At 68.8% G+C, this 15,738-nt stretch carries 18 protein-coding genes and 1 pseudogene; 12 read left to right on the top strand and 7 right to left on the bottom strand.

Annotated features, from left to right (window positions below; translation table 11 throughout):
- The first annotated feature begins 26 nt into the window (after positions 1-26).
- The gene (locus W7U_RS22165) at positions 27-746 is read left to right on the top strand and encodes a CoA pyrophosphatase (protein WP_008262868.1); all 720 of its coding nucleotides are present in this window, start codon (positions 27-29) and stop codon (positions 744-746) included.
- 32 nt (positions 747-778) lie between these two features.
- Here W7U_RS22165 and W7U_RS22170 read toward each other — a convergent pair whose 3' ends face one another.
- Positions 779-1,534 (bottom strand): haloacid dehalogenase type II, encoded by a 756-nt coding sequence (locus tag W7U_RS22170; protein WP_008262869.1) that lies wholly within the window; start codon positions 1,532-1,534, stop codon positions 779-781.
- A gap of 91 nt (positions 1,535-1,625) precedes the next feature.
- Here W7U_RS22170 and W7U_RS22175 point away from each other — a divergent pair, with 91 nt between their 5' ends.
- Positions 1,626-2,534, top strand: coding sequence for an SAM-dependent methyltransferase (locus W7U_RS22175; protein WP_008262871.1), 909 nt, complete (start codon positions 1,626-1,628; stop codon positions 2,532-2,534).
- Here W7U_RS22175 and W7U_RS22180 read toward each other — a convergent pair.
- Positions 2,494-3,066 (bottom strand): PadR family transcriptional regulator, encoded by a 573-nt coding sequence (locus W7U_RS22180; RefSeq protein ID WP_008262872.1) that lies wholly within the window; start codon positions 3,064-3,066, stop codon positions 2,494-2,496. The genes W7U_RS22175 and W7U_RS22180 overlap by 41 nt on opposite strands.
- A 120-nt stretch (positions 3,067-3,186) precedes the next feature.
- Here W7U_RS22180 and W7U_RS22185 point away from each other — a divergent pair, with 120 nt between their 5' ends.
- Together W7U_RS22185 and W7U_RS22190 are read left to right on the top strand one after the other, a co-directional pair.
- Positions 3,187-3,609, top strand: coding sequence for a nuclear transport factor 2 family protein (locus tag W7U_RS22185; RefSeq protein WP_008262873.1), 423 nt, complete (start codon positions 3,187-3,189; stop codon positions 3,607-3,609).
- An 11-nt stretch (positions 3,610-3,620) separates the two neighbouring features.
- A complete protein-coding gene (locus W7U_RS22190) occupies positions 3,621-4,658 on the top strand; it encodes an LLM class F420-dependent oxidoreductase (RefSeq protein ID WP_008262874.1) in 1,038 nt (345 codons plus the stop codon).
- Positions 4,659-4,677: 19 nt separating this feature from the next.
- Here the strand turns inward: W7U_RS22190 and W7U_RS26995 are convergent.
- Positions 4,678-5,824 (bottom strand): annotated as a pseudogene (locus tag W7U_RS26995) (MFS transporter).
- On the opposite strand from W7U_RS26995, the gene W7U_RS26850 reads away from it, so the two are divergent.
- Positions 5,706-6,008, top strand: a complete 303-nt coding sequence (locus W7U_RS26850; protein WP_231504915.1) for a hypothetical protein — start codon at positions 5,706-5,708, stop codon at positions 6,006-6,008. The pseudogene W7U_RS26995 and the gene W7U_RS26850 sit on opposite strands and share 119 nt — an antisense overlap.
- 63 nt (positions 6,009-6,071) lie before the next feature.
- On the top strand, positions 6,072-6,350 hold the full coding sequence (locus W7U_RS22200) for a hypothetical protein (protein ID WP_008262877.1): 279 nt from the start codon (positions 6,072-6,074) through the stop codon (positions 6,348-6,350).
- A gap of 50 nt (positions 6,351-6,400) precedes the next feature.
- Here W7U_RS22200 and W7U_RS22205 read toward each other — a convergent pair whose 3' ends face one another.
- The 4 genes from W7U_RS22205 to W7U_RS22220 all read right to left on the bottom strand — a co-directional run bounded on the left by W7U_RS22205 (position 6,401) and on the right by W7U_RS22220 (position 10,510).
- Positions 6,401-7,348 (bottom strand): FAD-binding oxidoreductase, encoded by a 948-nt coding sequence (locus W7U_RS22205; protein ID WP_036429742.1) that lies wholly within the window; start codon positions 7,346-7,348, stop codon positions 6,401-6,403.
- A 17-nt stretch (positions 7,349-7,365) separates the two neighbouring features.
- Positions 7,366-8,583 carry a GNAT family N-acetyltransferase gene (locus W7U_RS22210; protein WP_008262880.1) on the bottom strand — a complete coding sequence of 406 codons (1,218 nt, stop codon included), beginning with the start codon at positions 8,581-8,583 and terminating at the stop codon, positions 7,366-7,368.
- Between the two features lie 68 nt (positions 8,584-8,651).
- Positions 8,652-9,863, bottom strand: coding sequence for an acyl-CoA dehydrogenase family protein (locus W7U_RS22215; RefSeq protein WP_008262881.1), 1,212 nt, complete (start codon positions 9,861-9,863; stop codon positions 8,652-8,654).
- Positions 9,860-10,510: a TetR/AcrR family transcriptional regulator gene (locus W7U_RS22220; RefSeq protein WP_008262882.1), complete on the bottom strand. Its 651-nt coding sequence runs from the start codon at positions 10,508-10,510 to the stop codon at positions 9,860-9,862. The genes W7U_RS22215 and W7U_RS22220 overlap by 4 nt, the downstream gene beginning before the upstream one ends.
- Before the next feature lie 230 nt (positions 10,511-10,740).
- Here W7U_RS22220 and W7U_RS22225 point away from each other — a divergent pair, with 230 nt between their 5' ends.
- The 6 genes from W7U_RS22225 to W7U_RS22250 all read left to right on the top strand — a co-directional run bounded on the left by W7U_RS22225 (position 10,741) and on the right by W7U_RS22250 (position 15,682).
- Positions 10,741-12,069, top strand: coding sequence for a HAMP domain-containing sensor histidine kinase (locus tag W7U_RS22225; RefSeq protein ID WP_008262884.1), 1,329 nt, complete (start codon positions 10,741-10,743; stop codon positions 12,067-12,069).
- 403 nt (positions 12,070-12,472) lie between these two features.
- Entirely contained in the window at positions 12,473-12,778 is a 306-nt protein-coding gene (locus tag W7U_RS22230) for a PE domain-containing protein (protein WP_008262885.1), read from the top strand.
- Positions 12,779-12,808: 30 nt separating this feature from the next.
- The gene (locus W7U_RS22235; protein ID WP_008262886.1) at positions 12,809-13,981 is read left to right on the top strand and encodes a PPE family protein; all 1,173 of its coding nucleotides are present in this window, start codon (positions 12,809-12,811) and stop codon (positions 13,979-13,981) included.
- A 101-nt stretch (positions 13,982-14,082) separates the two neighbouring features.
- The gene (locus W7U_RS22240; RefSeq protein ID WP_008262887.1) at positions 14,083-14,397 is read left to right on the top strand and encodes a WXG100 family type VII secretion target; all 315 of its coding nucleotides are present in this window, start codon (positions 14,083-14,085) and stop codon (positions 14,395-14,397) included.
- A gap of 51 nt (positions 14,398-14,448) precedes the next feature.
- Positions 14,449-14,736, top strand: a complete 288-nt coding sequence (locus W7U_RS22245) for a WXG100 family type VII secretion target (RefSeq protein ID WP_008262888.1) — start codon at positions 14,449-14,451, stop codon at positions 14,734-14,736.
- A gap of 115 nt (positions 14,737-14,851) precedes the next feature.
- The gene (locus tag W7U_RS22250) at positions 14,852-15,682 is read left to right on the top strand and encodes an ESX secretion-associated protein EspG (RefSeq protein ID WP_008262889.1); all 831 of its coding nucleotides are present in this window, start codon (positions 14,852-14,854) and stop codon (positions 15,680-15,682) included.
- Positions 15,683-15,738 lie beyond the last annotated feature (56 nt).

Raw genomic sequence — 15,738 nt, forward strand, 5'->3', positions numbered from 1 at the left:
CGGGCGACCCCGCCTAGGCTCGAGCGGTGACCATCCCCTATGACCGGGTACTACACGAGCGGATCCGGAGCAATCTCGCCGGCCATGAGCGTCGAATCGTGGCCGATCCGGCCAAGCGGCACGCCGCCGTGGCGGTGGTGCTCGTCGACTCCGATGTCGGGGAGGACCGGGTGGATCCGGCGCCGGTGGACGACTGGAACGCCGATCGAGGGCTGCCCGCGGCCGGCCTCGACGGCCGCATGGTCGACGTGTCGGGCGGGGCGGCTTTCCTGCTGTGCCGCAGGGCTTCTCGACTCACCTCGCACGCCGCGCAATGGGCGTTACCCGGTGGCCGCCTCGACCCGGGCGAGACCGCCGTCGAGGCCGCGCTGCGGGAATTGCGCGAGGAGGTCGGCATCGAACTCCCCGACGCGGCCGTCCTGGGACTGCTCGACGATTACCCGACCCGGTCCGGATATGTCATTACGCCGGTGGTGATTTGGGGAGGCGGCCGCCTGGATCCGCGCCCATCGCCCGACGAGGTCGTCGCGGTGTACCGGGTGGGCCTGCACCAACTGCAACGTGACGATTCGCCGCGATTCATCGCCATCCCGGAGAGCCCGCGGCCGGTTGTCCAGATTCCGTTGGGGGGCGACCTGATCCACGCGCCCACCGGGGCGGTGCTCCTGCAGCTGCGGTGGCTGGGACTGGAAGGCCGCCACGACCCGGTCGACGGGCTGGAACAACCCGTTTTCGCCTGGAAGTAGCTATCGCGCAACCTCTTCGAAAGTCGGGGCACTCAAGGTTGGCCCTGCGCACCGAACAGCGACCGCGCCAGTTCGACCAGCGATGCGCCCGAGACGTCCCAGGCGCCCGGGGGCGCGGAGGCGGGCAGCGGGTCCGGCCCGTACTCCCGCGGGCGCGCGACGAAACCGGTCGCCAGGCCGCTATCGCGGGCCGCCTCGAGATCGGCGGTGTGCGCCGCCACCAGCATCACCTCACCGGGCTCCAGGCCCAGCAATCGCGCGGGAGTCCGGTAGGCCCGCGGGTCGGGCTTGTAGGCCTGACTGACGTCGGAACCCAGGACCACATCCCACGGCAGGCCCGCGTACTTCGCCATCTCGACCAGCAGCCCGGTGTTGCCGTTGGACAACGGCCCGACGATGACATGCCGCTTCATGGCGGCGATGCCGTCGACGCTGTCCGGCCACGGTGGCAACCAGCGCCACGACCGGGCGAGTGCCTGCACCTCGTCGCCGGGCAGCGCGTCGGCACTGACGCCGAACTTCGCGAGCGATGCGACGAGGTTCTCTCGATGCAGAACGTCCAGCGACACGAATTCCCGTCGGCCCGAGCGAATCTCGGACATAGAGGGCAGGTATCGACTGCGCCACTGAAGCGCGAACGCGTCGGGGTCGACGTCGATGTGGTGGCGCTGCGCGAAACGCCGCACCGAGGCGGCGATCCCCGAGCGCCAGTCGACGACCGTTCCGAACGTATCGAACAGAACTGCACGCACTACCCGACCGGTCGACGGCGAGCGGTAGTCGGTCATGCCTCAGGCTAACGCCGTGTGCAGGCGCGGCGTACAGTATCGTTAGCAGTGCGAACGAATTATTGGACGTCCTGATTGAAGGGAGGCCGTTGTGGCCCGAAGCGCCGGCGATACCTGGGATATCGTGACGAGCGTCGGCTTCACCGCCTTGGCGGTGTGTGCGGCGCGGGCCCTCGACGCGGGCCTGCGGCCGCCGTTGGCGAACGACGACTTCGCCGCCGGCTTCGTCGCCGCCGCCGGTGAACCGAATCTGATTGCGGCCGTGGACAACGCCGACATGAGCAGTGCCGCGGCCTTCAACGCGCAGTGGGTAGGGGTGCGGACGCGGTTCTTCGACGAGTTTTTCGCCGATGCCACCCGATCGGGGACGCGCCAGGCGGTCATCTTGGCGGCCGGATTGGATTCCCGGGCGTACCGGCTGGACTGGCCCGCGGGCCACACGGTTTACGAAGTGGATCAGCCTCGGGTGCTCGAGTTCAAGCAACAGGTCCTCGACCGGCAGGGTGCCGTGCCCTCGACGAGGCGCGTCACCGTCGCCACGGATTTACGGGATGACTGGGCCGGCGCGCTGATTGCGGCCGGCTTCGACCCCGACCGGCCGACGGCGTGGGCGCTCGAGGGCCTGCTGCCGTATTTGCCCGGGCCGGCCCAGGATGCGCTGTTCGAAAGGCTGCACGAGTTGTCGGCGACCGGTAGCCACATTGCCGCCGAACTCGGTCCCGCCCCGGGCGAAGTGCGCGAATTCGCCGACAATGTCCCCACCATCAGCCAAGACACCGGTCAGCCTCCGGTGGCCGAGCTGTGGTACGACGATGCGCGCAGCGACACCAAAGAGTTTCTGGCCCAGCGGCATTGGCGTGTCAGGGCCGTGAACCTGGTCGACAAGGCGGCCACCGAGTATGGCCGGCCCTTCCACGAATTGCCGGCGGTCTTCGACCGGTTGATGCGCACCAAGTTCTTCATCGCGGTCCGCGAATCGCCGACAGGCGACGTTCGATGATGGCCAGGGCTTGCTCGGCCCATCGAATGTTCTCCTCCTCGAACGAGATTCCGCGGACCAACGTCAGGTAGGGGCCGACCCGGTCGGCGTGTGCCAGGTACTCGTTCTCGGTGCGACCGTCCATCATGCGCGCCCGCAACCGTTCGTAGCGTTGCAGTTTGGCCCGCGCCCATTGCAGCCGTTCGAGGATGGACTCGCGCACAGCCGGCATGTCTCCGGCGTCGGCGGCCTGGACCTTGACCAACAGCTCGTCGCGGATCACCGAGGGTTTCGGCGCCTTCGCGGTGAACTGCCGGATCGCCTCGCGCCCGGCCTCGGTCAGCGAGAACATCCGCTTGTTGGGCCGCCGTTCTTGACGCACGACCCGTGCCCGGATGAGGCCCTGCTCGGCCAGTCGATCCAGTTCGCGATACAGCTGCTGCGGGGTGGCCGGCCAGAAATTCGCGACCGAGGCGTCGAAACCCTTGGCCAGGTCGTATCCCGACGACTCGCCCTCGAGGAGGGCCGCCAACACCGCGTCACGCAGCGACACCGGCCGATCGTACAGCGATGCGACTAGTCAACAAAGTGACGAACAGCACCCTGGACAATTCCCGACGGCGGCCTTAGCGTCGACCTCATTACTCAACAAGTTGACTATGCGAGGTCGCTGATGCATCCGTTCCGCACGGCCGTCGAAGAGCGCGATGAACAGGCCATCCAGGCGATGCTGGCCGACACCGTGGTGTTCACCAGCCCGGTGGCGTTCAAGCCGTATGTCGGCAAGCCGATCACCGCGGCCATCCTGCGCGGTGTGTTGCGCGTCTTCGAGGACTTCCGCTACATCCGGGAGATTCACGACCCGGGCGGCCGCGACCACGCCTTCGTTTTCGAGACCGGGATCGTCGGGGCGCCCGGGGTGAAGATCACCGGCTGCGACTTCTTGCATTTCACCGACGACGGGCTGATCGACGACTTCATGGTGATGGTGCGGCCGCTGTCGGGAGCGACGGCATTGTCGGAGGCGATGGGCGCCCAGTTCGACCGCATCCAGCGGGAGGCGCTGGAGTTGGCCAATCAATCCGGCACCGCGTAGAAGTAGGGACCATGCGGATTGGATTGAGCGTCAACTATGCGGGCGGTTTCAAGGACGTGGCCGCCGAAGTGGCCGACCTGGAACGCGCCGGGTTGGATATTGTTTTTGTCCCCGAGGCGTATTCGTTCGACGCGGTGAGCGCGCTCGGCTACCTGGGGGCCAGCACGCAGCGGGTCGGGCTGGCGTCGGGCATCCTGCAGCTCTACACCCGCACGCCCACCCTGACCGCGATGACCGCGGCGGGCCTGGATTACGTCTCCGACGGCCGGTTCACCCTCGGCCTGGGCGCGTCCGGTCCGCAGGTCATCGAGGGCTTCCACGGTGTGCCCTACGACGCCCCGATCGGCCGGACGCGTGAAGTCATCGACATCTGCCGCCAGGTGTGGCGGCGCGAGACCGTGCGCCACCAGGGCAAGCACTACACGATCCCGCTGCCGCCCGACCGGGGGACCGGGCTGGGGAAGCCCCTCAAGCTCATCAATTCCCCAGTGCGTGAACGCATCCCGATACTGGTAGCCGCGCTGGGGCCGAAGAACGTCGAACTGGCGGCCGAGATCGCCGAGGGTTGGCAACCGATCTTCTACCTGCCCGAAAAGGCGCAGTACGTCTGGGGGGAGGCGCTGGCCGCCGGGCGGGCCAAGCGGGACCCCGCGCTGGGCGAGCTCGACGTCTACGCCGGACCCGTCCTGGCCATCGGCGAAAACGTCGAGCCGCTAAGGGAATTCGTCAAACCGCACCTGGCCCTCTACATCGGCGGGATGGGCGCCAAGGGCAAGAACTTTTACCACACCCTGGCCACCAAGTACGGGTACGGCCCGCAGGCCGACCGGATCCAGGAGCTCTACCTTGCCGGCGACAAGGACGGCGCCGCCAAGGTGGTGCCCGACGATCTGGTGCGCGACGTCAACTTGATCGGCTCCCGAGGGTTCGTCAAGGAACGTCTGGCGGCCTACCGCGAGGCGGGGGTAACCACGCTGAACGTGGCGCCCATCGCGTCGACGACGGCCGAGCGGATCAAGCTCATCGAAACGCTGCGCGAACTGGTGTGACGGCCGCTGTGGAGCCAAATCAGTTCTGGCGGTGACTATCTCGTCGCAGCCGCATCGCCCTGCCGACCGCGCTCACCGACGCCAGCGCCGCCATGGCCGACAGGATCGCGGCCGAGACGCCAGGCTCGGCGGTCGCCAACAACAGTGGCAGCGCGAAGCCGATGTACGTGACGACGTAGAACACCCCGGTCAGAGCGCCCCGCAGGTGTTGCGGCGCCGCGGCCTCCAGATCGATCAAGCCCTCCCGCAGGCACAGGCCCGAAGCGCAGCCCAGGATCAACAACAGCGGTATCCCGACCGCGGGCGTCAGGGCCGGTGGCGTCGTCGCGGCCACCACGTAGCCGACCGCGGCCAGAGCCGCGCCGGCGGTCCCGGTCTGTGGCCCCCACCGGCGCGTGCGGGCCAGGACCTGAACGACACCGCTGACCCCGTTGACGATCAGGGTGGCCGTGCCCGCCGCGATCGGGGCCGCCAGCGCGGTGTGCAACCGCGTTGGGGATGGTGACGAAACCCAGTGTCGCCGAGGCGTATACCCACGGTGCGAGCGGCATGGCCCAACTCAGGGCCCGCGACACTCCCTGCGCCGCCGGTCCCGTCGGGCCCGCGTCGGGGGGCGGCGCCGGCCGGGCCACGTGTGCGGCGGGTGTGGCCGCGACGGCGACGGCAAGCGATGCCAGCACGACGATCGCGGCGGCGACGGCGAACGACACCTGGATGCCGGACTGCCCGGCCCACGCGAATCCCCCACCGGCGAACGGCCCGATGGCGAAGCCGGCGGTGAGTACCGCGCCGGCGGTCCCGGCGCCGGCCGGGCCCCTCAGGTCGGACGCCCACGCGGTGCCGGAGCTGATGGCAAGGCCCACACCGACCCCGACGATGAGGCGGCCCACCAGCAGCGCGCCGGTGTGCTGCGACAGCAGCATCGCCACCGTCCCCGCCACGGTGGCGGCCGCGCCCGCCAGCGCCATTGGCCGCCGGCCCAACGCGTCCGACGCGCGGCCGCCGATCAGCAACCCGGGGAGCAGCCCGAGCGCGTAGATGCCGAAGATGCCATCGAGGGTCGCGGTGCTGAGGTGTTCGCGGTCGCTGATCACCGGCATCAACGCGACGAAGTGGTTGGCGACCCATCCCGTCGCCAGCAGCAACGCCAGCACGCTGACGAACAGGGCGCGGGTGGCGGCCCGGCCGTTACGCGCTCGGCGGTTGCGGCCGCTGCGCACGCTCGACGAGATCACTGGTCTTCTCCCCCTCCAACGCGCGGCCGACGATCGTAGAACGCGACGCCACCCGGGTGGTTATTCCCGTGGACGTGATCGCGCCGCCGCCGCGGGCGCGGACTTCGCGGTGTGAAGGGGTTTGAGATCAGCGGATTTGGTGTACTGATACCACTACTCGCACCCAGGAAGGCACACGATGAAGTACATTGCGGCAGCCACGATCGCGATCTCCGTCTTGTTGTCCAGCGCGTGTTCGGCCTCACAGGTCATCAACACCGGCGGCGACACAAAGTGCAAAGACTTCACCACGCAGGACGAGAAGAAGCAGAACGACGAAGTCAGCAAGATGCTCAAGGACAAGAGCGGCGCAGACCCGAGCAACGTCGAGATCTCGGCGACGCGGCTCTCGGTGACGACGTACTGCCAGACGCTCGGAAAGCCGGACACGAAGATCTCCGAGGCGCCGCACGGCTGACGGACCCGGTCGGTGACGTGGGTTACGTTGCCGCCCTTGGTGTTTAGCGCCTAGTCCAGGAGCAACTGGGCGGGCACCTCGTCTTCCAGCACGGCCCGCGCCAGCAGTTCACCGAGCAGCGGCCCGAATTTCATGAGATTGCTACCGACGAACGCCAGCACGCGCCCACGCTGCGCCACCGTCCAGCCGTCGCCGCCCGGATCGAGCCACGGGGCGCGGACACTGACGCAGTCCACCTGGTCCACCGGCGACAGTGACGGGAACAGCGCGCGCACGGTCGCGGGGTCCGCCACCTCCTGGCCGAACGCCCACCGGCCGGTACTGCCGAGCGGCAATCCGTAGCCCTCGGGCGCGGACAGGCACGCCGCGCCGACCGCGTCCGCGCCGCGGTAGGTGAACCGGGTGTGCGGAACGAAGCCAACTGAGAGCGGACCGAACAGGTCTGAAGTGTGCGCGCCCGCACAGATCAGCACCCGGTCGCCGCGCAGCACGGTGCCGTCGGCGAGCGTCGTCGCGCCGTCGTCGGCCACCGACAGCACGTGCGCGTTGCGGATGGCGACGCGGCGCGCCAACGCGCTCAGGGCGCGGCGGATGCGCAGGCTGCCGCCGAGGGGATCGAAAACTCCTGTCTCCCAAGGCACGACCGCGAACGGAATCCGTGCCGCGATTTCGGAACGCCCGAGCCGGGAGAACTGCGCGCCGGCGGAGCTCATGGCCGCCGCGACGTCGTCGCAGGCGCCGGCGGCGATGAAGCCCTCGGAGCCCAGCAGTCGCCCCGCGCCGAACTCGGATTCCCACCGTTGCCAGCCCGTTCGCGCCGTCAGCGCCAACCGGCAGAGCGCCGGGCGCCGATGCGCGACCCGGAATATCCGCGCCAGCCCGGCGGATTGCTCCCCGAATGGCCGCCCGCGCTCCAGCACGACGACGTCGTGGCCGCGCCGCGAAAGCTCGTAGGCCGCCGCCAGGCCACATATTCCCGCGCCGATGACGACGATCATCCGCATCACCCCCGCCCTCAGAAGTAGAACCCGGCGTGGGGCGCCTCGGGCACGGCAAACAATCGATCGGCCGCCGTCAGCGCTTCGGGATCGTCGGCACGGGCCAGCCCGGCCACGGCGAGATCGCGCCACGTGGTGCCGCCCAACAGGACGGCGCCCAGCCCCTCGACGTCGACGGTGACGTCGGGTTGCCGGTCGGTGACCGTGACGCCGTCGGCCGCGACGGCGAACCGTGCCGAATTGGCCGGCAGTTCAGGGTCATTGACCACGATGGTGACGGCACCGTCGCCACCGTAGCTGCGGGCGGACAGCGCCGCCGCCACATCGATGATGCGCAGCCATGTTTCGTCGTGCACGGCGGTGACCCGCACGGCGCGCCGGTCGGCAACCAGCCAGGGCAGCGGATCGTCCAGCGGCAGCATCCAAAACAGCACGCGGTCAACAAGATCCAGTCCGAGCAGAAAGCGCAGCAACCCCAGATAGGCCTCGGCGGTGGGCGCGAAGAAATCCTCGACCACGATGGTGCGCTGGTCGCTGACGAACCACCGCTCGGTGTCGATCGGGCGGTATCGGACGAAGCCGGATTCGGATCCCGGCTCGCCGTGCACGGCGACATAGGCGGCCCCCGGGTCGGATTCGGCGCGCAGCCGCACGCCCTGCCACCACGACTGTGGGCGGTCGATGGTGCCCGGGCGGGCGGGACGGTTCTCGGCATAGATGCGCGGCAGCAACTCCCACGCCTGCGCGGTGTCGAGCAGGCGCACCCGACCGCCGGTCCCGACGTCGCGCCGCAGCCCCGCCCGCGCGGTGTGGACCTCGACAGATTGCGACGAGCTCGCGACGCCGTAGCCGTAGCGCCCGTAGATCGTCGCCTCCGAGGCCCGCAGCGTCGCCACCACCTCACCGCGTGCGGCGAAGTCGCGCAGCTGGTGACGGATCAGCTCGGTGGCGATGCCTCGCCGGGTGAACGACGGCAGCACCCCGATGTGGGTGACGGCGGCGTGACCCACGATCGCGGGGCCGGGCAGCGTCAACCGGCTCGTCACGGCGTCGGCGGTGCCGACGAGTTGACCGTCGGCGAATGCCCCCACGGTCCGTCCCGGTTCGAGGAGCGTCGTGATCTGGCCGGGGGCGAGCCCCGTAAGCGGCGGAAACCCCACCATCGCCGTGCGAAACACGTTCGCGGCGGCGATCAGGTCGTCCTCGCTGTCGAGCACCCGGATCTCGGTAGCCATCCCGCCATCATGTCGCGTTCCCCGGCCGGCACGGGCCGCGGGCCGCGCGACGCGTCAAGCGGCGATCGTCACCGGATGGGCAAACCCGTCAGCGCCCGGGAGACCACCAGCCGCTGGATCTCGCTGGTGCCCTCGAAGATCGTGAAGATCTTCGCGTCGCGGTGCATCCTCTCGACGGGGTAGTCGCGGGTGTACCCGTTGCCGCCCAGGATCTGGATCGCCTCGTCGGTGACATAGACCGCGGTTTCGCTGGCCACCAGCTTGGCCATCGACCCCTCCGCGGAGTCGAAGGATTGGTTGTTGCGGGCCATCCATCCCGCGCGCCACACCAGCAGGCGGGCGGCGTCGATGCGGCACTTCATGTCCGCCAGTTTGAAGGCCACCGCCTGAAATTCGCCGATCTTGCGGCCGAATTGCTCACGCTGGCAGGCATAGTCGAGCGCGTACTCGTAGGCGGCCCGCGCCACGCCGACGGCCATCGCGCCGACGGTGGGCCGGGTGCGCTCGAAGGTCTTCATCGCCGCCTGCCCGCGCGCGGAGGCCCCGGACTTGACGCGGGCGATGCGCGCCTCGAACTTCTCCCGGCCCCCGAGGATGTGGTCCTCGGGCAGCCGGACGTCGTCGAGCACCACCTCGGCGGTGTGGGAGGCGCGGATCCCGTGCTTCTTGAATTTCTGGCCCTGCGCCAGGCCCTTGACGCCCGCCGGGATGACGAACGTCGCCTGGCCGCGCGTGCCGAGCTCGGGGTAGACCGACGCCACCACGATGTGCACGTTGGCGATGCCGCCGTTGGTCGCCCACGTCTTGGTGCCGTTGAGGACCCACTCGGAGGTCGCCTCGTCGTAGCGCGCGCGGGTGCGGATGGCGCCGACGTCGGAACCCGCGTCGGGCTCCGACGAGCAGAACGCGCCCAGCTTGGGTTCGTCGGCGGTGCCGAACATCTCGGGCAGCCAGCGGCCCAGCTGTTCGGGGGTTCCGTTGCCCGCCAGCGCCGCCGCGGCGAGTCCCGTCCCCATGATGGACAGGGCGATACCCGCGTCGCCCCAGAACAATTCCTCGAACACCGTCAGCATGCCCAGGCCCGTCGGCTCGGCCGCCTGCTGGGCGAACAGGTCGGGGGAGTACAGCCCCACCTTCGCGGCTTCCTGGATCACCGGCCACGGTGTTTCCTCGCGCTCGTCCCATTCCGCGGCGGCGGGCCGCACGACGTCGGCCGCGAATTTGTGCACCCAGTCGCGGACTTCGATCACGTCGTCGGACAGTTGTAGTGAGAACGTCACTGCTGGTCTCCTGAATCGTTGGTGTTCAAAGGGTTTCGGGGATTCGCGTACTGGGCCAGGACGCTGACGGTCTGGTTGACCCACGCCTCGAAATACCGTTCTTCGTCGGTGTTGCCGGGCAGGCGGCCGGTGAGCGCTTGCAGGGTCGCGGCGTAGGACAGCGAGCCGATCGCGACCGCCGCGGCCGCTTCGGGGTCGGGAATGCTGGTGCGCCCGGAGCGATTCGACGCGGCCAGTTCGTCGGCGAAGCGTTGGTAGGCGTTGTCGGTGATGACCTGCCACGTCTTCTCGTCGAGGTCGCCGAGCTCGTCGGGCTCGCGCAGCATGACCTTGAGCAGATCCTCGCTGTGATTGAGGTTGCTCCAGATCAGCTGCCCGGCGGTGCGCACCGCGTGCTCGACGCTGCCCGGTTGTCCCGCGTCGTACTGCTCGCGGGCCGCCACGATGCTGTCGATCCGGTGCGCGACCGCGGCCTCGAGCAACTCGCGTTTGGAACCGAAGTGCTTGTAGAGCGCGCCCGAGCCGGGCGCCAGGCCCGATTCGCGCTGGATGTCGGCCACCGACGTGGCCGCGTACCCCTTAGCGGCGAACAGGCGTAACGCCGCGGAAAGCAGGCGGTCACGTCCGCGGCCGGGCCCGGTGAGCATGGTGAGAGAGTACTCACTCACCATGCGGGCGAGCAAAACGGCGTCCGGTCCCCGGCCGGCGGCGGGCACGGGTGCGGCGCGGTTGACGGTAAATTCTTGCGAAACGCCATCGCGCTTGAACGTGCCGAACCCCCGCGGCTGTGAGGGTTGTACTCAGGCTGGTCGTCACGAACCCACTCGAACCCACAAAGGAGCCCGACATCCGCGTCTTCCCGCGTGTACAGCTGCCGATGCGGGTGCTGTCGCTGCGCACGATCCTCATCGTCGCCGCCATCTCGGTGATGACGCTGGTCGTCCTGCTGGGCACCTGGGTGTGGGTGGGCGTCACCAACGACCAGTACAGCCAGCTCGATCGCCGGCTCGATTCGGTCAGCAGCCTGGGCGACATCAGCAGCCTGCTCAACACCGCGCCGCCCGCCACCCCCGACCGGCACATGCCGGACGGCAACCTGGTGCGCACCGCGCGCATCGGCGGGGTGACCGTCTCGGCGCCCAGCAGCATCGTGTTGCCCCAACTGCCCGACGGCTACGCCAACACGACCATCAACGGGGTGCAGTACCGCGTTCGCACCTTCACCGCGGGTCCCGCCTCGATAGCGTTGGCCGCGCCGCTGGCCGAGGCCCAGCACCGGATCAACGAACTGCACCTGCGAGTGTTGCTGATCTGCGCCAGCGTCATCGGCGGCACGGTCGTGGTGGGCTGGGTGATCTCGTTGATCATGGTCAATCCCTTCCTGCTGCTGGCCCAGCAGGCCCGCGCGATCAACGCCCAGTCCAGCCCAGACGAGGTCCAGGTGCGCGGCGTGCGCGAGGCGGTGGAGATCGCCGAGGCGGTGGAGGGGATGCTGGCCCGCATCGGCAAGGAACAGCAGCGCACCAAGGCGGCGCTCGAGTCGGCGCGCGACTTCGCGGCGGTCGCCTCCCACGAGCTGCGCACGCCGTTGACGGCCATGCGCACCAATCTTGAGGTGTTGTCCACCCTGGACCTGCCGCCCGAGCAGCGGCACGAGGTCATCGGCGACGTCATCCGCACCCAGAGCCGCATCGAAGGAACGCTGACGGCGCTGGAGCGGCTGGCCCAGGGCGAACTGACCACCGTCGACGATTTCGTCCCCTTCGACATCACCGAGCTGCTGGACCGCGCCGCGCACGACGCGCTGCGCATCTACCCCGACGTCGAGGTCTCCCTGGTGCCCTCCCCGACGGTGCTGATGGTCGGGCTGCCAACCGGACTGCGGCTGGTGATCGACAACGCCATCGCCAACGCCGTCAAGCACGGCAACGCCGGCAAGATCCAGCTGACCGTCAGCAGTTCCGGCGAGGGCGTGGAGATCGCGATCGACGACGACGGCACCGGCGTCCCGGAATCCGAACGTGCCACGGTGTTCGAGCGCTTCGCCCGCGGATCGACGGCCTCGCGTTCGGGATCGGGGCTGGGCCTGGCGCTGGTCGCCCAGCAGGCCGAATTGCACGGCGGCACAGCGGCATTGCAGACCAGCCCACTCGGTGGCACGCGACTTCTGTTGCGGCTCGCCGGCGACGGGCGTGGCCCGGCCTAGCCGCCTGCCTGGACCGACGGAGCCGTTCTTAACGCGCCGCGAAATGTTTACTCCGATAACCTTGACAGCCGGCGCGCACTCACCCGCCCGCCATTTCCCGCAAATATCCCCGACACCATTACGCCGCCGTTCGGAACCTGCCATTCGGCATCAAACTCGACGCCCCGGCGAGAAAAGACGGGGATTTTGTGACTGCCGAGTCTCGAGTGGCGATTGAGGTTTATTAACGACTCTTTGTGGGAAATCACCAGTTTCGCGCTTGGGACCAGCCTTAATTACCGAAATCAGGGGCCACGGATCCGGCCGATAGGCAGTGAATACAAGATCAACCAATCCGCACTACACTAAGGCCCCAAGAAGGCCCCGAGCACGTGGCTTTGGCGTTGAGGGTTCGGAGGGAATCATGGTTGTTTCGGTGCAGTCGGAGGCGGTGCTGGCGTCTGCAGCCGCCGAGTCGGCGATCAGCGCGGAGACCGAGGCCGCGGCCTCGGCGGCGTCGCCGGTCCTGCTGGGAGTGCTGCCGATGGGCGGCGACCCCGACTCGGCGATGTTCGCGGCGGCGCTAAACGCGTGCGGCGCGAGCTATCTGGGCGTGGTTTCCGAGCACGCCGCCCAGCGCGGCTTGTTCTCCGGCACGCAGACCCTCGCCTCGGGGACCTATGTGGTCACCGAGCTCATGCGCAGCCTGACGCTGGCTATTGGCGCTTAGTCGCTAGCAACGTTTAAAGGGGGAGTGCGCATGGCCGATCCTGGGTGGGCTGCGCGTACGCCTGAGGAAAACGACCTGCTGCTCAAGGCCGGCGCGGGTGTCGTGACTCATCTGGCCAACCAGGCAGCCTGGACCGCGCTGGCGGCCACCCATCACGGCTCCAGCATCGCCTCGACGATCAACACCGTCGCGACGTCGGCCAGCTGGACCGGCGCCGGTTCGTTGGCCTCGGCGGCCAACGCCACCGCGCTCAACGCGTCGCTGCACGGGCTCGCCGGCTGGGTCGACGTGAAGCCGGCGGTGGTTTCGACGGCGGTCTCGGCGTATCAGATGGCGTACGGCTCGATGCGCCCCGCGCCCGAATGCATCGAAAACCGCACCGAGACCGCCACCGACTACGGCATCAACCCGCTCGTGCTCGGCGCGCTCACCCCACGGATCACGTCGCTGGAGCTCGAGTACTTCGGGTCGATGTGGCCGAACAACTCCGCGGTCGGGGCCAGCTACGGATCGATCCTCACGGCCTTGTCCTCGAGCCTGACCATTCCGCCGCCGATCGCGACCATGGGCGCCTCGCCGGCGGCGCCGGCGCAGGCCGCGGCGGCGGTGGGGGAGTCCGCCGCGCAAATGGGCGCGGGCGACGGCATGCGCGCCGCCATGCAGGGCGCCCAGACCGGCACGCAGGGCGCGGGGCAGGCGACCTCGGGAGCCCAGGACTTCATGGGCCAGGCCGGCACGTTCATGCAGCCCGTGCAGCAGATGATGGGGGCGGCCCCGCAGATGATGCAGGCTCCCATGCAGGCGATGCAGGCCCCGATGCAGATGATGCAGCCGCTGATGGGCATGTTCGCCAATCCCGGCGCCATGGGCATGGGCGGGGCGACGCCCGCGGTCTCCGCGGTCTCGGCCACCGGGCTTTCGGCGGCGGAGGCCGGCGGGGGCGCGTCCCTGGGTAGCGCGGGCGTCCCCGCGAGCACTTTCACCCGTCCGGTCAGCGCATTCGAGCCCGCCACCAGTGGCCGGCCGGTGGGGTTGCGCCCGGCCGGTGCGTTGGGAGCCGAGGCCATGCGACCGCAGACCACGACGACGGGCGGCGCCGCGATGGGCGGCATGCCCGTGGGGCACGCGGCGGGAGGCGACCGCGGATCCCGTGACAAAGCCGAACAGCCGGCGACCGTGCGGGTTGTCGACGCCAGAGTCTGAAGCACACCCCCTGGTGAAAGGTGAATCGACAGGTCCGAATAGCCGCCATACACTTCGCTTCATGCCCTCACGGGGGCGGCCAACCGCAGAAGGAGAATTCCGTGACAATCAAGGTGACCCCGCAAATGCTTCGCGATACTTCGAACGCGATTCAGGCAAACATGGAACATGCGATCGGGATCGGGCAGGGATACGTCGCAAATCAGGAAAATGTGATGAACCCGGCCACCTGGTCCGGTGACGCGGTCGCCGCGTCGCACGCGACGGCCATCGAGGTTCAAAACGACTTGAACAAAGTGTTGACCGGCGGCACCCGCCTGGCCGAGGGCCTCACCAAGGCGGCGGCACTGATGGAAGGCCACGAGGCGGATTCCTCGCACGCCTTTACCGCCCTATTCGGCGGCCACGGCTCCTGACCCGCCCACCCATTCGTCAATTCATAAAGGTCTTTTGAAAGGAAATTCACCATGTCCGACCCGATCACTTACAACCCGGGTGCCGTAGCCGACTTCGCCACCGACGTCGCCTCCCGCGCCGGCCAGTTGCAGTCCATTTTCGACGACACCTCCAACCGGACGCACGCGCTGCAGGAATTCTTCGCCGGCCACGGCGCGTCAGGCTTCTTCGAGGCGCAGGCGCAGATGCTGTCGGGGTTGCAGGGCCTCATCGACACCATCCGCCAGCACGGCCAGACGACCTCGCACGTGCTCGACAGCGCGCTCAGCACCGACCAGCACATCGCCGGCCTGTTCTGAGCCCGCTCGACCACCGGGACCAGCGAAGGTGGGGCAGATGCGCCGAGCGTATGTGCCCCACCTTCGGTCTCTGCTACGCCGATTCGAGGGAGTCGCTGATTAAGGGCGGGGCGACATGCTGACGACGACGGTCGATGGCCTATGGGTGTTGCAGGCGATCACCGGTGTCGAGCAAACGTGCCCTGAGCTGGGGTTGCGGCCGATGCTGCCGCGGCTGGACACCCCCGAACGCGCGCTGGGCCACCCCGCGGCCGCCGACCTGATCGCCGCCGGCGCACTCGATGAGGCCGGCAACGTCGACCCGATGATCCGCGAATGGCTCACGGTCCTGCTGCGGCGCGACCTGGGTCTGGTCGTGATGATGGGCGTGCCGGGTCGCGAGCCGACGCGCGCGTCGATCAACCGCTTCGCCACGTGGTGGGTGGTCTTGGAGCGGCACGGTGAGATGGTGCGTCTGTACCCCGCCGGCACGGCCAGCAACGAATCCTCGGCCAGCGAGCTCGTGGTGGGTCAGATCGAGCGGCTGTGCGGCGTGGCCGAGGCGGCGCCGCTGCGGCCGATCACCCTGGACACCGAGCAATTGCTGAACTCGGTGCGCGACACCGCCAGCCTGCGCGCATTCCTGCTCGAACAGCGCCTCGACGCCGACCAGCTGCAGGTGGTTCTCACCGCCGCCGATCCCGCGCGCTCGGCGCACGCGAACATCGTCGCGCTGCAGGCGGGCGTCGGGCCCGACGAACTGGCGCGCGTGGCCGTCGGCGATGCGACGGTGTCGATCGTCGACACCCCCGGGGGCCGCGTGTGCATCGAAAGCGTCATCTCGGGGCAGCGCCGCTACCAGATTCTTTCGCCCGGCTCGCGCAGCGACATCGGCAGAGCGGTGCAACGGCTCATCCGCCGGCTGCCCGCCGGCGACGAGTGGCACTCGTATCGGCGGGTGGTGTGACGGTGTTATCGGATGCCGAAGTAACTTAGTTAACCAAAGTCTTGTAATAACAACGC

It is taken from the genome of Mycobacterium sp. H4Y (assembly GCF_000364405.1).
GTDB classification, from domain to species: Bacteria; Actinomycetota; Actinomycetes; order Mycobacteriales; family Mycobacteriaceae; genus Mycobacterium; species Mycobacterium intracellulare.

What these genes read in the sequence shown, in the direction of transcription:
- W7U_RS22235 (WP_008262886.1), top strand. Translation starts at nt 12,809, where the DNA reads ATGGCCGATCCTGGGTGGGCTGCGCGTACGCCTGAGGAAAACGACCTG.
- W7U_RS22245 (WP_008262888.1), top strand. Translation starts at nt 14,449, where the DNA reads ATGTCCGACCCGATCACTTACAACCCGGGTGCCGTAGCCGACTTCGCC.
- W7U_RS22190 (WP_008262874.1), top strand. Translation starts at nt 3,621, where the DNA reads ATGCGGATTGGATTGAGCGTCAACTATGCGGGCGGTTTCAAGGACGTG.
- W7U_RS22220 (WP_008262882.1), bottom strand. Translation starts at nt 10,510, where the DNA reads ATGCTCACCGGGCCCGGCCGCGGACGTGACCGCCTGCTTTCCGCGGCG.
- W7U_RS22170 (WP_008262869.1), bottom strand. Translation starts at nt 1,534, where the DNA reads ATGACCGACTACCGCTCGCCGTCGACCGGTCGGGTAGTGCGTGCAGTT.
- W7U_RS22200 (WP_008262877.1), top strand. Translation starts at nt 6,072, where the DNA reads ATGAAGTACATTGCGGCAGCCACGATCGCGATCTCCGTCTTGTTGTCC.
- W7U_RS22210 (WP_008262880.1), bottom strand. Translation starts at nt 8,583, where the DNA reads ATGGCTACCGAGATCCGGGTGCTCGACAGCGAGGACGACCTGATCGCC.
- W7U_RS22230 (WP_008262885.1), top strand. Translation starts at nt 12,473, where the DNA reads ATGGTTGTTTCGGTGCAGTCGGAGGCGGTGCTGGCGTCTGCAGCCGCC.
- W7U_RS22250 (WP_008262889.1), top strand. Translation starts at nt 14,852, where the DNA reads ATGCTGACGACGACGGTCGATGGCCTATGGGTGTTGCAGGCGATCACC.
- W7U_RS22205 (WP_036429742.1), bottom strand. Translation starts at nt 7,348, where the DNA reads ATGATCGTCGTCATCGGCGCGGGAATATGTGGCCTGGCGGCGGCCTAC.
- W7U_RS22225 (WP_008262884.1), top strand. Translation starts at nt 10,741, where the DNA reads ATGCGGGTGCTGTCGCTGCGCACGATCCTCATCGTCGCCGCCATCTCG.
- W7U_RS22185 (WP_008262873.1), top strand. Translation starts at nt 3,187, where the DNA reads ATGCATCCGTTCCGCACGGCCGTCGAAGAGCGCGATGAACAGGCCATC.
- W7U_RS26850 (WP_231504915.1), top strand. Translation starts at nt 5,706, where the DNA reads ATGCCATCGAGGGTCGCGGTGCTGAGGTGTTCGCGGTCGCTGATCACC.